This window comes from Streptomyces sp. WAC 01529, from assembly GCF_003945545.1.
Classification (GTDB): Bacteria; Actinomycetota; Actinomycetes; order Streptomycetales; family Streptomycetaceae; genus Streptomyces; species Streptomyces anatolicus.
In genome coordinates, this window is sequence record NZ_CP029617.1 from 5,687,744 (window position 1) to 5,706,154 (window position 18,411).

An 18,411-nucleotide genomic window follows, 5' to 3' on the forward strand; every position below is an offset into this window, starting at 1 on the left:
ACCCGACGGAGACGGAGCAGGCACCCCTGAGCACCCCGAGCGCCGAGTACGATTTCCCCGTCTCCGCCCCCCAGAGCCGCCTCCTGGTCCTGGACCGCATGAACCCAGGCACCGCCCAGTACAACGTGCCCGCCGCCTTCGCCGTCCACGGCCCCTTCGACCTCGGCGCGCTCGCCCGCGCCCTGGACGCCGTCGTGGCCCGGCACGAAGCCCTGCGCACCGTCTTCCGCACCGCCGCCGCGGACGGCACGCAGACGCAGATCGTCGCCGCCACCGGCCGCGCCCACCTCGCGGTCGAAAAGGACGTACGCGCGGACGAGGCGGACGAGCGGATGCGGGCGAACGCGGCCCGCCCCTTCGACCCGGCCACAGGCCCCCTCCTGCGCTGCACGGTGTACGCCGTCGACGACGGCACCCACCGCGTGCTGCTCGTCGCCCACCACCTGATCTGCGACGGCTGGTCCCTCGGCGTCATCCTGCGTGACCTGTCCACGGCGTACGAGGCCGAAACCGAAGCCACCGGACCCCACCCGCACCCCGAAGGGCCCGGCCCCCTCCCCGAACTCCCCCTCCAATACCCCGACTTCGCCGCCTGGCAGCACGACCGCCAGGCGGAAGGCGCCTACGCCGAAGCCGCCGCCCACTGGGCCGACCGCCTCCGCGGCGCCCCCGAGGTCGTCGCACCGCCCCTCGACCGGCCCCGCCCCGCGGTGCGCTCGGCGGCGGGCGGCAGCGAACGGTTCCTCCTGGACGCCGAGGTCCACGACCGCCTGGCCCGGACCGCACGGGCCCGCGGCGCGACACCGTTCATGGCGCTGTTCGCCGCGTACGCCGCGTTCCTCGGCCGCCTCACGGGCCGCGACGACCTCGTCATCGGCTTCCCGGTGTCCGGCCGCGACCGGCCCGAACTCCAGGAGATGGTCGGCATGCTGACCAACACCCTGGCGCTTAGAGTCGACCTCTCCGGCGACCCCTCGTACGGCGAACTGATCGCCCGGATCCGCGCGGAACTGCTGGCGGGCCAGCCCTACCAGGACGCCCCGTTCGAGACGGTCGTGGACACCCTCGCCCCGACCCGCGACACGAGCCACGACCCGGTGGTCCAGCTGGTCTTCTCCTACGACGACGACACGGAACTCACCCTCGCGCTCATCGGAGCCCGCGTCCACCGCGTCGAACTCTCCCTGGAAACCGCCAAGTTCGACTTCCACCTGCACGTCGAGCGCTGGACGGACGGGGGCACGGGGGACACCGGGGACACGGGGGGTACGGGTGGTGCCGGTGAGGCACCCGGCACCACCCGTACCCCCCACCTCGCCGCCCACTTCATCTACCGCACCGCCCTCTTCGAGGCCGAAACCATCCGCGCCTGGGTGCGGAACTTCCAGACGCTCCTGGACGCCGCCCTCACCCACCCCGATGTCCCCCTCTCCACCCTCGACGCGGTCCCGCCCGAGGAGCGCCGCCGCGCCGTCGCCGCCGCCGACCGCACGGCCGAGGCGGCGCCCACCGACCGCCTGGTGCCCGATCTGATCGCGGACGTCGCGGCCGCCCGGCCCGACGCCACCGCCCTCGTCTGCGGCGATACCCGACTCACCTACCGCGAACTCCTCGACAGGGCCGACGCGTTGGCGGCACGGCTGCGCGCCGCGGGAGTACGCCCCGGTTTCCGGGTCGGCCTGCTGCTGCCCCGCTCGCCGGAGATGGGCATCGCGGCCCTCGCGGTACTGCGCGCGGGCGGCGCGTACGTACCCCTCGACCAGGCCCACCCGCACGCCCGCCTCGCACACATGGTCGAGGCCTCCGGTGCGGGGCTGCTGCTGACGGCGGCGGAGACCGCGGCCAAGGCCGAGCCACTCGACGTCCCCTGCCTGCGCGCAGACACCCCAGCTGACGCGGCCCCCACCCCACCAAAGGCACAGGCCCCCGCCCCCACCCCCCAAGACCTCGCCTATGTCCTCTTCACCTCCGGCTCCACCGGCGTCCCGAAGGGCGTCGCCGTGGAGCACGGCGCGCTGCTCAACCTGACCCGGGCCGTGCGCCCCGCGTTCCCCGTCACCGCCGACGACCGCGTCCTGCAATTCGTGTCGTTCGGCTTCGACGTGGCCGTCTCCGACCTCTTCTTCCCCTGGGTCGCCGGCGCCGAGCTGCACATCGCCCGCGACGACGAACGGCTCGGCGACGCCCTCCACGCCCGTCTGCGGGACTCCCGCATCACGTACGTCTTCCTGCCGCCGTCCGCCGTGATGCTGCTGCCCGACATCCCCGGCGGCGAGGGACGGCTGCCCCACCTGCGTACGCTCGCCGTCGGCGGCGAGGCCTGCCCCGCCGAACTGGTCGAGCGGCTCAGCGCGCCCGGCCGCCGCATCGTCAACGCGTACGGGCCGAGCGAGGCCACTGTCTACGCCACCACCGCCGACCTCGAACCCGGCCAACCCGTGGTGATCGGCCGCCCCGTCCCGGGCTCCCGCGTGTACGTCCTGGACGGCCGCCTGCGCACGGTGCCCACCGGCGTGACCGGCGAGGTCTACATCGCGGGCGCCTCACTGGCCCGCGGCTACATCGGCCGCCCCGCCCTGACCGCCGAACGCTTCGTCGCCGACCCCTACGGCCCGCCCGGCTCCCGGATGTACCGCACCGGCGACCTCGCCCGCGTCGACGCCCGCGGGCGCCTGCACTACCTCGGCCGCTCCGACTCCCAGGTCAAGCTCCGCGGCATCCGCATCGAACTCGGCGAGATCGAGGCGCTGCTGGCCGGCCACCCGGACATCGCGGTCGCGGCGGCCGCCGTCCGCGGCAGCGGCACCGACCAGCGCCTCATCGCGTACGTCGTACACCGCGAGGGCGCCACCCCCACCGACGACGACCTCCGCGCCCACCTCGCCGAACGCCTCCCCGGCTACATGCTCCCCGAGCTGTACGTCCACCTCGACGCGCTGCCGCTCAACCGCTCCGGCAAGATCGACCGGCCCCGCCTGCCCGAACCGACCACGCGGCGGCCCGAGGCGAGTCGTACGTACGTCGCCGCGCGCACCGCCACCGAACGGCGCGTGGCGCGGGTGTGGGCGGACGTCCTGACCCTGGACCGGGTCGGCGTCCACGACAACTTCTTCGACTCGGGAGGCAATTCGGTACGGCTGCTGAGGGTCCTCGACGCCCTGCGCGAACCGGCCGCGGGCGGGGGCGGTGAAGGCCACGGGGCGGCGGACCTCACCCTGGTCGACCTGTTCCGCCACCCCACCGTCGCCGCGCTCGCGGCATACCTCGACCGCTCCTCGGAGGACGCCGAGGCCGCCCCCGCGGAGGACCCCGCCACGGCCCCGGCGACAGAAGCCCCCGCGACCGCCACCGCGGCCCAGCGCCGGGGCAGTGACCGCCGCGCACGCCAGACCGCCGCCGCACAACGGCTCCGCTCCAGAAAGGGCACGCCACGATGACCGAGCCAGCACCCCTCCGGGCCGCCGACATCGACGTCCACGCCGATGCCGATGCCGATGCCGACGTCGCCTCCGAGCGCGAGCCCGAGCCCGAGTACGAGCCCGAGCCCGACGCCGACTCCGCGATCGCGATCGTCGGCATGAGCGGGCGGTTCCCCGGCGCCCCCGACCTGGACACGTACTGGGCCAACCTCCGCGACGGCGTCTGCTCCCTCACCGACTTCACCGAGGCCGAGCTGCTGGCCGACGGCGCCGACCCGGCCGAGCTGCGCCGCCCCGAACACGTACCCGCCAAGGGGTACCTCGCCGACGCCGACCGCTTCGACGCCGAACTCTTCGGCTTCAACCGCACCGAGGCCGCCGCCCTCGACCCGCAGCACCGGCTGCTCCTGGAGACCGCCTGGGCCGCCCTGGAGGACGCGGGCCGCGACCCGCTCGCCGCGCGGGACCGCACCGGCGTCTACGTCGGCGGCAGCCCCACCGAGCACATGCTGGCCGCCCACACCGACCGCCGCCTCGCCGCGTCCCTCGGCGCGATGCAGATCCGCATCCTCACCGACCGGGAGTTCCTCGCCCCCTGGATCTCCTACCGCCTCGGCCTCGAAGGCCCGAGCCTGACCGTGCAGACGGCCTGCTCGACCTCGCTGACAGCCGTGCACCTCGCCGCGCAGGCGCTGCTCCTCGGCGAGTGCGACACCGCGCTCGCGGGCGGCGTCAGCGTCGACACCGTACGCAGGCAGGGGTACGTCCACTACGAGGGCGGCATCTTCTCGCCCGACGGCCGCTGCCGCCCCTTCGACGAGCGGGCGGGCGGCACCGTGCCCGGCAGCGGCGTGGGCGTCGTCGTACTGCGCCGCCTGTCCGACGCGCTCGCCGACGGCGACCCGATCCGCGCGGTCGTGCGCGGCAGCGCCCTGACCAACGACGGCGCCACGAAGGTCGGCTTCACCGCCCCCGGCGTCGAACAGCAGACGGCGGCGATCGTCGAGGCCTGGTCGGCGGCGGGTCTCACGCCGTCGGCGGCCCAGTACGTGGAGACGCACGGTACGGCGACGGAACTGGGCGACCGCATCGAACTGGCCGCAGCCACCGAGGCGTTCGCTCCCGCGGCGGAAGCCGAGAGCCCCGGGGCGGAAGCCCCGAGCCCCGCCACGGCAGCCCTGAGCCCGGCTGCGGACGCCCCGGCTCGCCCGGCTGCGGACGCCCCGCCCCCCATCGACCGCCCCCGCATCGGCATAGGCTCCGTGAAGTCGAACATCGGCCACCTGGACGCGGCCGCGGGCGTCGCCTCGCTCATCAAGGCGGTGCTGATGCTGGAGCACGCCACACTGGCGCCCACCGTCGGCCTCTCCCGCCCCCACCCCGAACTACGCCTGGACGCGACCCCGTTCCGTGTCGTGGACCGGGCGGCCCCCTGGCCGCGCCCCGCACAGGGCCCGCGCCGCGCGGGAGTGAGTTCGCTGGGAATCGGCGGTACGAACGTCCACGTCGTCCTGGAACAGTCCCCGCACCGCCCCCAGCCGCAGCCCCCCGCCGACCGGCTCCCGATCCCCGAGATCCTCCCCCTCTCGGCCCGCACGGAGACCGCCCTCACCACGCTCGCGGCGAGACTGGCGAGCGCCCTGCGCGCCCCCGACGCCCCGTCCCTCGCGGACACCGCGCACACCCTGCGCACGTCCCGCACCCCCATGGACGTACGCGCGTACGTCCTCGCGTCGCACCCCGCGGAGGCCGCCGAACGGCTGACCGCGCTCGCACAGGGCCGCCCCTGGACCGACGAGGGGGAGGGCCCCGACACGGAAGGACTGCGCGAACTCGGCGAACTGTGGCTGAAGGGCGACACGGTCCCGTGGCCGGAGGCGAGCCGGGGGGCGCGCAGGGTGAGCCTGCCGACGTACCCGTTCGAGGGGGAGAGCTTCGGCGCGCTGACGCTGCCGGCGACGACGACCGGGCCGGAGCCCGCAGCGGAGGTGGTGGCCGCCCCCGGCACAACCGGGGCGGGCACGACCCCAGACCTGACCCCCGCGATCTCCGCCCTCCTGGCCGAGGCCCTGGGCCTGCCTGAGAACACTTCCCTCACACCAGCCACGACGACCACCTATTTCGAGGCGGGCGGTGACTCGCTGACGGCGGTGCACCTGGTGGGCAGGCTGCGGGACGACTTCGGCATCGACGTACCGATCACCTTGTTCCTGGAGGAGCTGACCCTCCAGGAACTGGCGGTACGCATCGTCGAGTCGAAGGAGCCGGACGCGGCGGAGGACTCGCTGGACGCGCTCCTGGCGGAGTTCGAGGCCGAGGGGTGACGACGGGCTACGGGGCCGTCATCGCCTCCCGGCCGGGCAGCGAGGAGGCGATGACGTCGGCGACGTACGGCAGGTGGCCGTCGAGGTAGAAGTGCCCCCCGGCGAGGACGTGACAGGAGAAGGCGCCCGCCGCCTCGCCCTTCCACGCCCGCGCCTCCTCCACGCTGACGCGGGGATCGGCGTCACCGGTGAGCACGGTGACGGGGCAACTCAGCGGCGGGCCGGGGCGGTAGACGTACTCGTCGACGATCTGGTAGTCGGCGCGCATCGGCGGCAGGAAGAGCGAGAGGAGTTCGGGGGAGGCGAGGAGTTCGTCGGCGGTGCCGGCCAACTTCCGCATCTCCTCGATGAGTTCGGCGTCCGACATCTCGCGCACCGGCCGGGCCGCAGCGGACCGCCGGGGCAGCGAGGCAGCCCGCCGGCCGGAGAGGAAGAGGGCGACGGGTGGCCGCCCCTCGGCCTCCAGCCGCCGCGCGGTCTCGAACGCCATGATCGCGCCCATGCTGTGCCCGAACAGTGCGAGGGGCTCGCCCTCCGGACCCGGCGACAGCTCGTCCAGAACAGCCTCGACGATCTCGTCCGCCCCCGCGGCGAACGGCTCGCCGTACCGGTCCTGACGCCCCGGGTACTGCACGATCAGCGGCTCCACGACCCCCGATACGGCGGCCGAGAACGCGTGATAGGCGCTGACCGAACCCCCCGCGTGCGGGAAGCAGAGCAGACGGATTCCGGCATCGGGTGCGGGGTGGCAGCAACGTATCCAGTCGCCCACGGCGCGCCCTCCTCTCCTGTACCGCAGAGAACCGCCGACCGGCCCCCTGCCGCAGGCCAGCATGCCGGACGAACCCCAAGAAGAGCGACCACTCCGAACCCCACCCCGAACCCCGCCCCGAACCCATCCCGATAGATCCCGCAACTCCGGGTACCGGTGGGAGGACCGACGACGAACACGCAACGGACACACAAAGGAGATGAGGACATGGCCTCCTCGCTGCTCGAAGCCGTAGACATCAAGGCGCCGGTCGCCGTGAGCTGGGCCCTGTGGGAGAACGTCGAACGCTGGCCCTCCTTCCTCAGCCACGTCAAGCACGTCCAGCGCATCGACGCCAAGACCTTCGCCTGGCAGGTCTCCCTGCCCGGCGCGGACAAGAGCTTCGTGGCCGAACTCACCGAAGTGATCCCGCAGGAACGCATCGCCTGGCGCACCACAGAGGGAGTGCACCACGCGGGCGTGGTCACGTTCCACCACATCAGCGACACGGAAAGCCGAGTAACGCTCCAGATCGAATACGACCCCCAGGGCTTCGTGGAACACCTGGGCGCCCTCACCAACCTGGACTCGACCCTGGCCAACTACGACTTGGGCGAATTCAAGAAGATGGCGGAACGCACGGCGTCAGGCACCTGACCGTCACAGGACCGCGCACTGCCACAGGCACCTGTAGATACACGAAGACCCCGGCCTCAGCGTTTCCGCTGATGACGGGGTCTTTGGGCACCTGATCCAAGGTGCCCCCGGCAGGATTCGAACCTGCGCACACGGCTCCGGAGGCCGTTGCTCTATCCCCTGAGCTACGGGGGCGTGTCGTCGCGGTTGCGTGGCGACGGGTAGAACCCTACCAGCTCTCAGGGGCTCCCCATGAACAGGTATTTCCGTGCTTCCGGGGGCGTCGTGGTGGGGGCCTGCGGGGCGTCGGCCGTCGCCGCGCGCGGGCCGGGTGGCTCGGGCGGGGCGGAAGTGGGGAAAACCGGGACGCGGCGGTGGGCGCGGACCTACTCTCGAGTTGTGTCAGGCGTGCCCGGCCGCGTGCTTGTTGTGGACGACAACAAGGTCATTCGGCAACTGATCAGGGTCAACCTCGAGCTGGAGGGCTTCGAGGTCGTGACCGCGGCCGATGGTGCCGAATGCCTGGACGTCGTCCATCAGGTGCGGCCCGATGTCATCACCCTCGATGTCGTGATGCCCCGGCTCGACGGTCTGCGCACCGCCGCCCGGCTCCGCGCGGACGCGCGCACCCGTGAGCTGCCCATCGTCGTCGTCAGTGCCTGTACGCAGTACGAGGTCGAGAGCGGTCTGGAGGTCGGCGTCGACGCCTTCCTCGCCAAGCCGTTCGAGCCGAGCGAACTTGTGGGCCTTGTGCAGCAACTGATGGCCCGTCGGGCGGGAGAGGGACGGGAAGGGCAGGAGGGGCGGCGTAGCTCCGTGGGCAGCGGTCGCCCCGTCGGTGACGGTGGCAGCGCCATCGGCCTCGCCGGCGACGCCGAGCCCGCCGCCCACCCCGGCGGCTGACCCAGGTCGGAAGGCAGACCCAGCGGGCGGGGAGGGAAGGGGAGGGGGAGAGAGGCGGTCCCGGCGGGCCCCAAGCCCAGCTCGCCCACCCCAGACCCCCGACCACCCCCGGCCCCGCCAGGCCCCCGCTCCCAGCGACCCTCATCCCAGCCCCCAGCTGCCCGCCAGGCCCCGCCCCCGGCACTCCCCGCCCCAGGCCCCCGGCCAGCCCCCGTCCACATCCCAAGACCATCCCGAAACCAAGTCGCGGACCCACCCCCCTCCTCCCATACGCTGGTCCCGTGACCCCTGTCGAGCTCTCCCGCACCGTGCTGCGCGCCATGCGTCATGCCGTGGACGCGGGCGAGCTGAGCGTCGACGTGCCGGAGAAGGTGCGGGTGGAGCGGCCCCGGCCCGGGGGGCGCGGGGACTACGCCACGAACGTCGCCCTCCAGGTGGCCCGCGGCGCCGGACGCTCCCCCCGTGAGGTCGCCGAGGTGCTGTTCCCGCGGCTCGCCGCCGAGCCCGGGATCGCCGGTGTCGACATCACCGGGCCCGGCTTCCTCAACATCACCCTCGCCGGCTCGCCCGCCGAAGCCCTCGTACGCGACATCCTCCGGCTCGGGGAGTGCTACGGGCACGTCCATCCCGACACCGGCGAGCTGGCCCAGATCCACGCCCCCCACGAAGTCCGCGCCCTCGTCGTCGCCGACAGCGCCCGCCGCGTCCTGCGCTCCCAGGGCGTCCTCGTCCGCGTCACCTCCGACGCGGCGCCCGAGCAGGAGTGGGCCGACGTCCTCGGCGTACGCGTCGACGCCCACGGCCGCCCCCCGCACCCGCTCCCCACCCTGCGCCCCGTCCCCGCCCCGGCCGACCCCCTGCGCCTGGGCCGCGACGCCGCCCGCTGGGCCCTGCTCCACCCCGCCGCGCACGACCATCCCCGCATCGCCCCCGAGCAGGGCGGCGACCAGCACCTCGCGCAGCGCGAGACCAACCCCCTCTTCCGGGTCCGGTACGCCCACGCCCGAGCCCGCGCCCTCACCCGCAACGCCGCCCAGCTGGGCTTCGACTCCGCCCCGGGCGACCTCCAGAGCCCCGCCCCCCAGCCACTGCTCGACCACCTCGCCGCCCACCCCCCGGTCCTCGCCGCCGCCGCCCGCCACCGCGCCCCCGACCGGCTCGCCCGGCACCTCGTCGGCACCGCCGACGCCCTGCTCGGGTACGAGCACGCCGTCCTGCCCGTCGGCGACGAGAAACCCTCGGCCGCCCACCGTGCCCGGCTCGCCCTCGCCGAAGCCGCCGGGACGGTGCTCGCCGGTGGCCTGTCCCTGCTCGGCATCAGCGCACCCACCTATCTGTGACACCGTCATACGTGACACCGTGAGAGACGAGACGACCGAGCCATGAGCCGTTCCGCACACCCCGCAGGCCCCCGCCACGCCGACGTCCTGACCGAGGGGCACTACACCGCACCGCCCACCGACCTCAACGCCCTGGACGCCAAGGTCTGGTCCCGCACCGTCACCCGCGGCCCCGAGGGCGTCGTCAGCATGGGCGGCATCGAAGTGACGCGCCTGGCCGAGGAGTTCGGCACCCCCGCGTACTTCGTCGACGAGGCCGACTTCCGCGCCCGCTGCCGCGCCTGGCGCGACGCCTTCGGCACCGGCGCCGACGTCTTCTACGCAGGCAAGGCGTTCCTGTCCCGGGCCGTCGTGCGGTGGCTGCACGAGGAAGGGCTCAACCTCGACGTGTGCAGCGGCGGCGAACTCGCCACCGCCCTCGCCGCCGGCATGCCCGCCGAGCGCATCGCCTTCCACGGCAACAACAAGACCGAGGACGAGATCCACCGCGCGATCGAGGTCGGCGTCGGACGCGTCGTGCTCGACTCCTTCCAGGAGATCGTGCGCGTCTCGCACATCGCCGAGCGGCTCGGCAAGCGCCAGCGCGTGCAGATCCGCGTGACCGTGGGCGTCGAGGCACACACCCACGAGTTCATCGCCACCGCCCACGAGGACCAGAAGTTCGGCATCGCGCTGGCCGGGGGAGAGGCCGCGGAGGCCGTCCGGCGCGCCCTCAAGCTCGACGGGATCGAGCTGATCGGCATCCACTCGCACATCGGGTCGCAGATCTTCGACATGGCCGGCTTCGAGGTCTCCGCCCGGCGCGTGGTGCAGCTGCTCGCCGAGGTGCGCGACGAGCACGGCGTGGAGCTGCCGGAGATCGACCTCGGCGGCGGCCTCGGCATCGCGTACACCTCGGACGACGACCCGTGCGAGCCGCACGAGATCGCCAAGGCGCTGAGCGAGATCGTCACGCGCGAGTGCGCCGCCGCCGGGCTGCGCACCCCCCGCATCTCCGTCGAGCCCGGGCGCGCCATCGTCGGCCCCACCGCCTTCACGCTCTACGAGGTCGGCACCATCAAGCCCCTCGAAGGGCTGCGTACGTACGTCTCCGTCGACGGCGGCATGTCCGACAACATCCGCACCGCGCTCTACGACGCCGAATACTCCGTCGCCCTCGTCTCCCGCTCCTCCGACGCCGAGCCCATGCTGGTGCGCGTGGTCGGCAAGCACTGTGAGAGTGGTGACATCGTCGTACGCGACGCGTTCCTGCCCGCCGACCTGGCGCCCGGCGATCTGGTCGCCGTCCCCGCGACCGGTGCGTACTGCCGCTCGATGGCGAGCAACTACAACCACGCGCTGCGCCCGCCCGTGGTCGCCGTCGACAGCGGTGCGGCGCGGGTGATCGTGCGGCGCGAGACGGAGGAAGATCTCCTGCGTCTCGACGTCGGATGATGAAATAGATGTCTCAAGATCCGGACAATGGACAGAAACTCCGGTCCGGTGGGTGAGACTGGTCCCATCGTAGATGTATGAGAAGTGAGGTCGGATGATGCGTACGCGTCCGCTGAAGGTGGCGCTGCTGGGCTGTGGGGTTGTCGGCTCAGAGGTGGCGCGCATCATGACGACGCACGCCGACGACCTCACAGCCAGGATCGGCGCCCCGGTGGAGCTCGCCGGGGTCGCCGTCCGCCGCCCCTCCAAGGTGCGCGAGGGCATCGACCCGTCCCTCGTCACCACCGACGCGACGGCACTGGTCAAGCGCGGCGACATCGACGTCGTCGTCGAGGTCATCGGCGGCATCGAGCCCGCGCGCGGGCTGATCACCACCGCCCTCGCCCACGGCGCCTCGGTCGTCTCCGCGAACAAGGCGCTCATCGCGCAGGACGGCGCCGCGCTGCACGAGGCCGCCGTCGAGCACGGCCGGGACCTCTACTACGAGGCCGCCGTCGCCGGCGCCATCCCGCTGATCCGGCCGCTGCGCGAGTCCCTGGCGGGCGACAAGGTCAACCGCGTACTCGGCATCGTGAACGGCACCACCAACTTCATCCTCGACGCCATGGACACCACCGGCGCCGGGTATCAGGAAGCGCTCGACGAGGCCACCGCCCTCGGCTACGCGGAAGCGGACCCGACCGCCGACGTCGAGGGCTTCGACGCCGCCGCCAAGGCCGCGATCCTCGCCGGCATCGCCTTCCACACGCGCGTCCGCCTCGACGACGTGTACCGCGAGGGCATGACCGAGGTGACCGCCGCCGACTTCGCGTCCGCGAAGCGCATGGGCTGCACCATCAAGCTCCTCGCCATCTGCGAGCGGGCCGCCGACGGCGGGTCCGTCACCGCGCGCGTGCATCCCGCGATGATCCCGCTCAGCCATCCGCTGGCATCGGTCCGCGAGGCGTACAACGCCGTGTTCGTCGAGGCGGAGGCCGCGGGGCAGCTCATGTTCTACGGCCCCGGCGCCGGTGGCGCGCCCACCGCGTCCGCCGTCCTCGGCGACCTCGTCGCCGTCTGCCGCAACAAGCTCGCCGAGTCCACCGGACCCGGCGACTCCGCGTACACGCAGCTGCCCGTGGGCTCCATGGGCGAGGTCGTCACGCGCTACCACATCAGCCTCGACGTGGCCGACAAGCCGGGCGTCCTCGCCCAGGTCGCGACGGTCTTCGCCGAGCACGGCGTATCGATCGATACGGTCCGTCAGACGGGCAAGGACGGCGAGGCCTCCCTCGTCGTCGTCACCCATCGCGCGCCCGACGCCGCCCTCACCGGCACCGTCGACGCGCTGCGCAGACTCGACACCGTGCGCGGTGTCGCCAGCATCATGCGGGTTGAAGGGGAGTAGGCAGCAATGACCCACCAGTGGCGCGGAATCATCGAGGAGTACCGGGAGCGCCTTCCGGTCTCGGCCACCACGCCGGTCGTGACGCTTCGCGAGGGCGGCACGCCGCTCGTACCCGCGCAGGTGCTCTCGGAGCGCACGGGCTGCGAGGTCCACCTCAAGGTCGAGGGCGCGAACCCGACGGGGTCCTTCAAGGACCGCGGCATGACCATGGCGATCACCAAGGCCAAGGAGGAGGGCGCCAAGGCCGTCATCTGCGCCTCCACCGGCAACACGTCGGCGTCCGCCGCCGCCTACGCCGTCCGCGCGGGCATGGTCTGCGCGGTCCTCGTGCCGCAGGGCAAGATCGCGCTCGGCAAGATGGGCCAGGCGCTCGTCTACGGCTCGAAGATCCTCCAGGTCGACGGCAACTTCGACGACTGCCTGAACCTGGCGCGCGCCCTCTCCGAGAACTACCCGGTGGCGCTGGTCAACTCCGTCAACCCGTTCCGCATCGAGGGCCAGAAGACCGCCTCGTTCGAGATCGTGGACGCCCTCGGCGACGCCCCCGACATCCACGTCCTTCCCGTCGGTAACGCCGGCAACATCACGGCCTACTGGAAGGGCTACAAGGAGTACGCCGCCGACTCCATGTCGACGCGTACGCCCCGGATGTGGGGCTTCCAGGCCTCCGGTTCGGCGCCCATCGTGCGCGGCGAGGTCGTCAAGGACCCCTCGACGATCGCCACCGCGATTCGCATCGGCAACCCCGCCTCGTGGCAGTACGCCCTCGCCGCGCGCGACGAGTCGGGCGGCCTCATCGACGAGGTGACGGACCGTGAGATCCTGCGCGCCTACAAGCTGTTGGCGTCCCAGGAGGGCGTCTTCGTGGAGCCCGCGTCGGCCGCCTCGGTCGCCGGTCTGCTGAAGGCCGCCGAGCAGGGCAAGGTCGACCCGGGCCAGCGGATCGTCTGCACGGTCACGGGCAACGGCCTCAAGGACCCGGACTGGGCCGTCGCGGGCGCCCCGCAGCCGGTCACGGTCCCGGTCGACGCGGCCGTCGCGGCAGAACGCCTCGGTCTGGCCTAACAGCGGGCAAAACCCGCGACTCCGTACAGGGGGTGGCACAGGGGGCTTACGACACGCATCGTGCGCCTCCTGTGCGCCCTATGTCGCCACAGAACCTTCCTTCGATAGGCTGTACCGAACCCGCCCCGCCGCATATGCCGCGGTGCCGCCGTTGTCCGCGGCCTTCGGGTGTCCCGTACATGTGGCACGTACCGAAAAATACGCAGCCTCGAAAACACGCAGCTCAAGGAGAGTCATCGAGCGATGGCCGGTCCAGCGTTCCGCGCCGCCGCCGTCCGGGTGCGCGTCCCCGCCACCAGCGCCAATCTCGGTCCGGGCTTCGACGCCCTGGGCCTGTCGCTGGGTCTGTACGACGACGTGGTCGTCCGGGTGGCCGACTCCGGCCTGAACATCGACATCGCCGGGGAGGGCAGTGAGACGCTCGCCCGCGACGAGTCGCATCTGCTCGTACGCGCCCTGCGCACCGCCTTCGACCTGCTCGGCGGGCAGCCGCGCGGCCTGGAGATCGTCTGCGCCAACCGCATCCCGCACGGCCGCGGGCTCGGCTCGTCGTCCGCCGCCATCTGCGCGGGCATCGTCGCCGCCCGCGCCGTGACGATAGGCGGCGAGGCCAGGCTCGACGACGCGGCGCTGCTCGAACTCGCCACCGAGATCGAGGGCCACCCCGACAACGTGGCGGCCTGTCTGCTCGGCGGTTTCACGCTCTCCTGGATGGACGGGGGAGCGGGGCGGGCGATCAGGATGGAGCCCGCCGATTCCATCGTTCCGGTGGTTTTCGTCCCCGGGAAGCCCATCCTCACCGAGACGGCGCGCGGCCTGCTTCCGCGCACCGTCCCGCACGTCGACGCGGCCGCCAACGCGGGCCGGGCGGCGCTGCTCGTCGAGGCCCTGACCAGGCGCCCCGAGCTGCTGCTGCCCGCCACCGAGGACCGGCTGCACCAGGAGTACCGCGCCCCGGCCATGCCGGAGAGCGCCGCCCTGGTGGAGCGGCTGCGCGCCGACGGCGTGCCCGCGGTGATCTCCGGCGCGGGGCCCACGGTCCTCGCGCTGGCCGAAGACAGTGCGGCCGACAAGGTCGCACGACTGGCGGGAGAGGGCTGGGCGGCAAATCGCCTGGCACTCGATGCCAAGGGAGCGAGCGTGCTGCCGCTTGCGTCCTGACGCGGTGAACACAGGGATTTCGGGGTGTCCCGATCCCGAGAGGGGGAATGTTTGTTGGATCCGGTAGTGTTAATCTCAAGTCTGCACCCGACCTCACCATGGCGAGGTGCTTTGTGTCCCCGTCCGGGACAACCATTCTTCCGGGAGCCTCCCAAACTGCTTCGTGCCCCGCACTGAGCGGTCCTGAGCACGCTCCGGAACCGGCGTGACCGAGCCGAGTGACACCGCACATCAGTGGCACCGCACCGGGAATCGCCATCACCAATGAATTCTTCCGCCTCGTTGGCGGACCACCGCCCCGGCACGGTCCATCCGCATAGGACCGCCGGACAGCACAACCGGTCGCCGAGCCAGACAGGCCGACGTCCGCTCCAGGGAAGGACCCTTCGTGAGCGACACCACCGATCTGATGGGCGTGACTGCCGACACGCCCGCCACGGACGCCTCCGCGGCGCCTGCCACCGGTGCTTCGGCCGGGTCCCGGCGGCGCCGCGGCACCGGCCTCGAGGGCATGGTGCTGGCGGAACTGCAGCAGGTCGCCTCGGGCCTTGGGATCAAGGGAACCGGGCGCATGCGCAAGAGCCAGCTGATCGATGTCATCAAGGAGGCGCAGGCAGGGGGCGGAGCCCCGGCGAAGAGCACCGCGCCTGCCGCAGACGCCACCGAGACCAAGCCCAAGCGCCGGGCCACCTCGAAGGCCCGTACGGGCGAGGACACCGCGGAGAGCGCCGGCAAGCCGAGCAAGGCCGTCAAGGCGGAGAGCGCCGAGAGCGCCAAGGCCGAGAAGGCCCCCGCCCAGCAGCAGATCGACATCCCCGGTCAGCCCGCCAGCGACGACCAGCCCGCCGGTGAGCGCCGCCGGCGCCGGGCCACCGCCGACGCGGGCAGCCCGGAGACCGTCACCGCCGAGGCGAAGGGCGAGTCCAGGGCCGAGGCCAAGGGCGACGCGTCCGAGGCCAAGGGCGACAAGGGCGGCGACGGCTCCGGCGGCGACAACGCCGACGGCCGCCGCGAACGCCGTGACCGCCAGGGCCGCGGCCGTGACCGCGACCGTGACCGCCGCGGCAACAAGGGCGACGACCAGCAGGGTGGCGGCCGCCCAGACCGCCAGGACCGTCAGGACCGGCAGGACCGTCAGCAGCAGGGTGGCGGCGGCCGTCAGGACCGCCAGGACCGCCAGCGTGACAACGGTCCGCAGGACGACGACGATTTCGAGGGTGGCCGCCGCGGCCGCCGGGGCCGTTACCGCGACCGCCGTGGCCGTCGTGGCCGCGACGAGCAGGGCTTCGGCAACGAGCCGCAGGTCTCCGACGACGACGTCCTGATCCCCGTCGCGGGCATCCTGGACATCCTCGACAACTACGCGTTCATCCGTACGTCGGGCTACCTCCCCGGCCCGAACGACGTGTACGTCTCGCTGGCCCAGGTCCGCAAGAACGGTCTGCGCAAGGGCGACCACGTCACCGGCGCGGTCCGTCAGCCCAAGGACGGCGAGCGCCGCGAGAAGTTCAACGCGCTCGTGCGCCTCGACTCGGCGAACGGCATGGCGGCCGAATCCGGGCGCGGGCGGCCGGAGTTCAGCAAGCTGACGCCCCTTTACCCGCAGGACCGGCTCCGTCTGGAGACCGACCCGGGCGTGCTCACCACCCGCATCATCGACCTCGTCGCGCCCATCGGTAAGGGACAGCGCGGTCTGATCGTGGCCCCGCCGAAGACCGGCAAGACCATGATCATGCAGGCGATCGCCAACGCGATCACGGTGAACAACCCCGAGTGCCACCTGATGGTCGTCCTGGTCGACGAGCGTCCGGAAGAGGTCACCGACATGCAGCGGTCGGTCAAGGGCGAGGTCATCTCCTCGACCTTCGACCGCCCGGCCGAGGACCACACCACGGTTGCCGAGCTGGCCATCGAGCGCGCCAAGCGCCTCGTGGAGCTCGGTCACGACGTCGTCGTACTGCTCGACTCGATCACGCGTCTGGGCCGTGCGTACAACCTCGCGGCCCCGGCCTCCGGGCGCATCCTGTCCGGTGGTGTCGACTCGACCGCGCTCTACCCGCCGAAGCGCTTCTTCGGCGCCGCGCGCAACATCGAGGACGGCGGCTCGCTGACCATCCTCGCGACCGCGCTCGTCGACACCGGGTCCCGCATGGACGAGGTCATCTTCGAGGAGTTCAAGGGCACCGGCAACGCCGAGCTGAAGCTCGACCGCAAGCTCGCCGACAAGCGCATCTTCCCGGCGGTGGACGTGGACGCGTCCGGCACCCGCAAGGAAGAGATCCTGCTCGGCAGCGACGAGCTGGCCATCACCTGGAAGCTGCGCCGTGTGCTGCACGCGCTCGACCAGCAGCAGGCGATCGAGCTGCTCCTGGACAAGATGAAGCAGACGAAGTCGAACGCCGAGTTCCTGCTCCAGATCCAGAAGACCACGCCGACGCCGGGCAACGGCAACGACTGACCCGGCGCGGGCGCCTGGAACAAGGTGACCGAAAGGGGCCGGTCCCGTCATCCGACGGGGCCGGCCCCTTCCGTTTCATCGAGACCTTGGCCACACGTCTAAGAGATTCTCACGCTTCCCGACGGCAGTGCGGTCCGGTACGAAATCGCTGGTGAAGGCCGCAAAAGGGCGCGCCGTGCGCACGCTGCGCAGCGATCGGACCCCGGGGCGTGCACAGGGCGTCGTGCAACCCTTCTTTCGGATTTCCCGTCTGACAAGTGACGGAAAGCCCCACATAACCCTGGAATCAGGGGGTACCGACCGAGAACCGAGGGACGCATGACCGACGAGAGCAAGGCCGCCGCCGTGCGAAAGCGCGGCAGCCGCGGCCGCCGCCGCAAGCCGCGCGACAGGCGCAAGAAGGTGCTCGTCGTCTCCGCGTGGACCGCGGCCTCGGTGGCGGTCCTCGGCGGCACGGCCCTCGGCGTCGTGTACTACAAGCTCAACGGCAACATCAAGGGCGTCGACATCAACGCCGCGCTCGGCACCGACCGCCCCCGGGACATCGACAACGGCTCCCAGGACATCCTCGTCCTCGGCTCCGACTCCCGCTCCGGCAAGAACGCCAAGTACGGCAAGGACGAGGGCGCGGCCCGCTCCGACACGGCGATGATCGTGCACGTCTACAAGGGCCACAAGAAGGCCAGCGTCGTCTCCATACCCCGCGACACCCTGATATCCCGGCCCGAGTGCGCCACGGAGGACGGCAGGACCGATCCCGGCGGGCAGCGGCAGATGTTCAACACGGCGTACGAGGTCGGCGGCCCCGCCTGCGCCGTCAAGACCGTCGAGAAGATGTCCGGCATCAGGATGGACCACTACGTCGAGGTGGACTTCACGGGCTTCAAGAAGCTCATCGACACCCTCGGCGGCGTCGACATCACCACCAAGAAGGCCATCCGCGACAAGGACAGCCACCTCGACCTCGACGCGGGCACCCACACCCTCGACGGCGAGCAGGCCCTCGGTCTGGTCCGCACCCGCCACGGCGTCGGCGACGGCAGCGATCTCGGCCGCATCCAGCTCCAGCAGGCCTTCATCAAGGCCCTGCTCGACCAGGTCAAGGACGTCGGGCTCTTCAGCAGCTGGGACAAGCTCTACAACCTGGCGAACGACGCGACGAGCGCCATCACCACCGACTCCGACCTGAACGACGTCAAGAGCCTCGCGAGCTTCGCGGGCGGCCTCAAGGGCATCGGCGCGGGCGACATGAAGATGGTCACGATGCCCATCCAGTACGACCCCGCCGACCCCAACCGCGTCCTGCCCCTCGAAGAGGCCGACCAGGAGGTCTGGGACGCGCTCAGGGCTGACAAGCCCATCCCCAAGTCCGCCACCGACAAGTCCGCGGGCGACAAGGGCGCCGTCGGCTCCGTCGTGAGCAGCGACTGAGCCCTCCGCCGACCCCCCAGGAATAGATCCCGGCCTCCCCCCGTTTTGGGAGATACGGCCGGTCCTGGCAGACTGGTACGTCGGCCCCGGTTCACGTACTCG

At 72.1% G+C, this 18,411-nt stretch carries 12 protein-coding genes and 1 tRNA gene; 11 read left to right on the forward strand and 2 right to left on the reverse strand.

Annotated features, from left to right (window positions below; all coding sequences use genetic code 11):
• Positions 1-98 precede the first annotated feature (98 nt).
• Positions 99-3,437 carry a non-ribosomal peptide synthetase gene (locus tag DMA15_RS25565; protein ID WP_125515102.1) on the forward strand — a complete coding sequence of 1,113 codons (3,339 nt, stop codon included), beginning with the start codon at positions 99-101 and terminating at the stop codon, positions 3,435-3,437.
• Positions 3,434-5,743: a beta-ketoacyl synthase N-terminal-like domain-containing protein gene (locus tag DMA15_RS36775; protein WP_164551827.1), complete on the forward strand. Its 2,310-nt coding sequence runs from the start codon at positions 3,434-3,436 to the stop codon at positions 5,741-5,743. Before DMA15_RS25565 ends, DMA15_RS36775 begins: the two co-directional genes overlap by 4 nt.
• A 7-nt stretch (positions 5,744-5,750) precedes the next feature.
• On the opposite strand, the gene DMA15_RS25590 is transcribed toward DMA15_RS36775, so the two are convergent.
• A complete protein-coding gene (locus DMA15_RS25590) occupies positions 5,751-6,515 on the reverse strand; it encodes an alpha/beta fold hydrolase (protein ID WP_240659926.1) in 765 nt (254 codons plus the stop codon).
• A 207-nt stretch (positions 6,516-6,722) separates the two neighbouring features.
• Here DMA15_RS25590 and DMA15_RS25595 point away from each other — a divergent pair, with 207 nt between their 5' ends.
• On the forward strand, positions 6,723-7,151 hold the full coding sequence (locus DMA15_RS25595; protein WP_125515104.1) for an SRPBCC family protein: 429 nt from the start codon (positions 6,723-6,725) through the stop codon (positions 7,149-7,151).
• A gap of 102 nt (positions 7,152-7,253) precedes the next feature.
• On the opposite strand, the gene DMA15_RS25600 is transcribed toward DMA15_RS25595, so the two are convergent.
• Positions 7,254-7,325, reverse strand: a tRNA-Arg gene (locus tag DMA15_RS25600).
• Positions 7,326-7,529: 204 nt separating this feature from the next.
• Between DMA15_RS25600 and DMA15_RS25605 the strand changes: the two genes are divergently transcribed.
• The 8 genes from DMA15_RS25605 (at position 7,530) to DMA15_RS25640 (ending at position 18,309) form a co-directional block, all read left to right on the forward strand.
• Entirely contained in the window at positions 7,530-8,033 is a 504-nt protein-coding gene (locus DMA15_RS25605; protein ID WP_240659928.1) for a response regulator, read from the forward strand.
• A gap of 281 nt (positions 8,034-8,314) precedes the next feature.
• Positions 8,315-9,373 (forward strand): ArgS-related anticodon-binding protein NrtL, encoded by a 1,059-nt coding sequence (gene nrtL, locus DMA15_RS25610; protein ID WP_125515106.1) that lies wholly within the window; start codon positions 8,315-8,317, stop codon positions 9,371-9,373.
• A gap of 42 nt (positions 9,374-9,415) precedes the next feature.
• Positions 9,416-10,807 carry a diaminopimelate decarboxylase gene (lysA, locus tag DMA15_RS25615; RefSeq protein WP_125515107.1) on the forward strand — a complete coding sequence of 464 codons (1,392 nt, stop codon included), beginning with the start codon at positions 9,416-9,418 and terminating at the stop codon, positions 10,805-10,807.
• Between the two features lie 94 nt (positions 10,808-10,901).
• Entirely contained in the window at positions 10,902-12,194 is a 1,293-nt protein-coding gene (locus tag DMA15_RS25620; protein WP_164551828.1) for a homoserine dehydrogenase, read from the forward strand.
• A gap of 6 nt (positions 12,195-12,200) precedes the next feature.
• Positions 12,201-13,259, forward strand: a complete 1,059-nt coding sequence (thrC, locus tag DMA15_RS25625) for a threonine synthase (RefSeq protein ID WP_125515108.1) — start codon at positions 12,201-12,203, stop codon at positions 13,257-13,259.
• Between the two features lie 243 nt (positions 13,260-13,502).
• Entirely contained in the window at positions 13,503-14,420 is a 918-nt protein-coding gene (thrB, locus tag DMA15_RS25630; RefSeq protein WP_125515109.1) for a homoserine kinase, read from the forward strand.
• A 388-nt stretch (positions 14,421-14,808) separates the two neighbouring features.
• Positions 14,809-16,878 carry a transcription termination factor Rho gene (gene rho, locus DMA15_RS25635; protein WP_125515110.1) on the forward strand — a complete coding sequence of 690 codons (2,070 nt, stop codon included), beginning with the start codon at positions 14,809-14,811 and terminating at the stop codon, positions 16,876-16,878.
• A 318-nt stretch (positions 16,879-17,196) separates the two neighbouring features.
• Positions 17,197-18,309: an LCP family protein gene (locus tag DMA15_RS25640; protein ID WP_125515111.1), complete on the forward strand. Its 1,113-nt coding sequence runs from the start codon at positions 17,197-17,199 to the stop codon at positions 18,307-18,309.
• Positions 18,310-18,411 lie beyond the last annotated feature (102 nt).

What these genes read in the sequence shown, in the direction of transcription:
- DMA15_RS25595 (WP_125515104.1), top strand. Translation starts at nt 6,723, where the DNA reads ATGGCCTCCTCGCTGCTCGAAGCCGTAGACATCAAGGCGCCGGTCGCC.
- DMA15_RS36775 (WP_164551827.1), top strand. Translation starts at nt 3,434, where the DNA reads ATGACCGAGCCAGCACCCCTCCGGGCCGCCGACATCGACGTCCACGCC.
- thrB (WP_125515109.1), top strand. Translation starts at nt 13,503, where the DNA reads ATGGCCGGTCCAGCGTTCCGCGCCGCCGCCGTCCGGGTGCGCGTCCCC.
- DMA15_RS25640 (WP_125515111.1), top strand. Translation starts at nt 17,197, where the DNA reads ATGACCGACGAGAGCAAGGCCGCCGCCGTGCGAAAGCGCGGCAGCCGC.
- DMA15_RS25565 (WP_125515102.1), top strand. Translation starts at nt 99, where the DNA reads ATGAACCCAGGCACCGCCCAGTACAACGTGCCCGCCGCCTTCGCCGTC.
- thrC (WP_125515108.1), top strand. Translation starts at nt 12,201, where the DNA reads ATGACCCACCAGTGGCGCGGAATCATCGAGGAGTACCGGGAGCGCCTT.
- DMA15_RS25620 (WP_164551828.1), top strand. Translation starts at nt 10,902, where the DNA reads ATGATGCGTACGCGTCCGCTGAAGGTGGCGCTGCTGGGCTGTGGGGTT.
- lysA (WP_125515107.1), top strand. Translation starts at nt 9,416, where the DNA reads ATGAGCCGTTCCGCACACCCCGCAGGCCCCCGCCACGCCGACGTCCTG.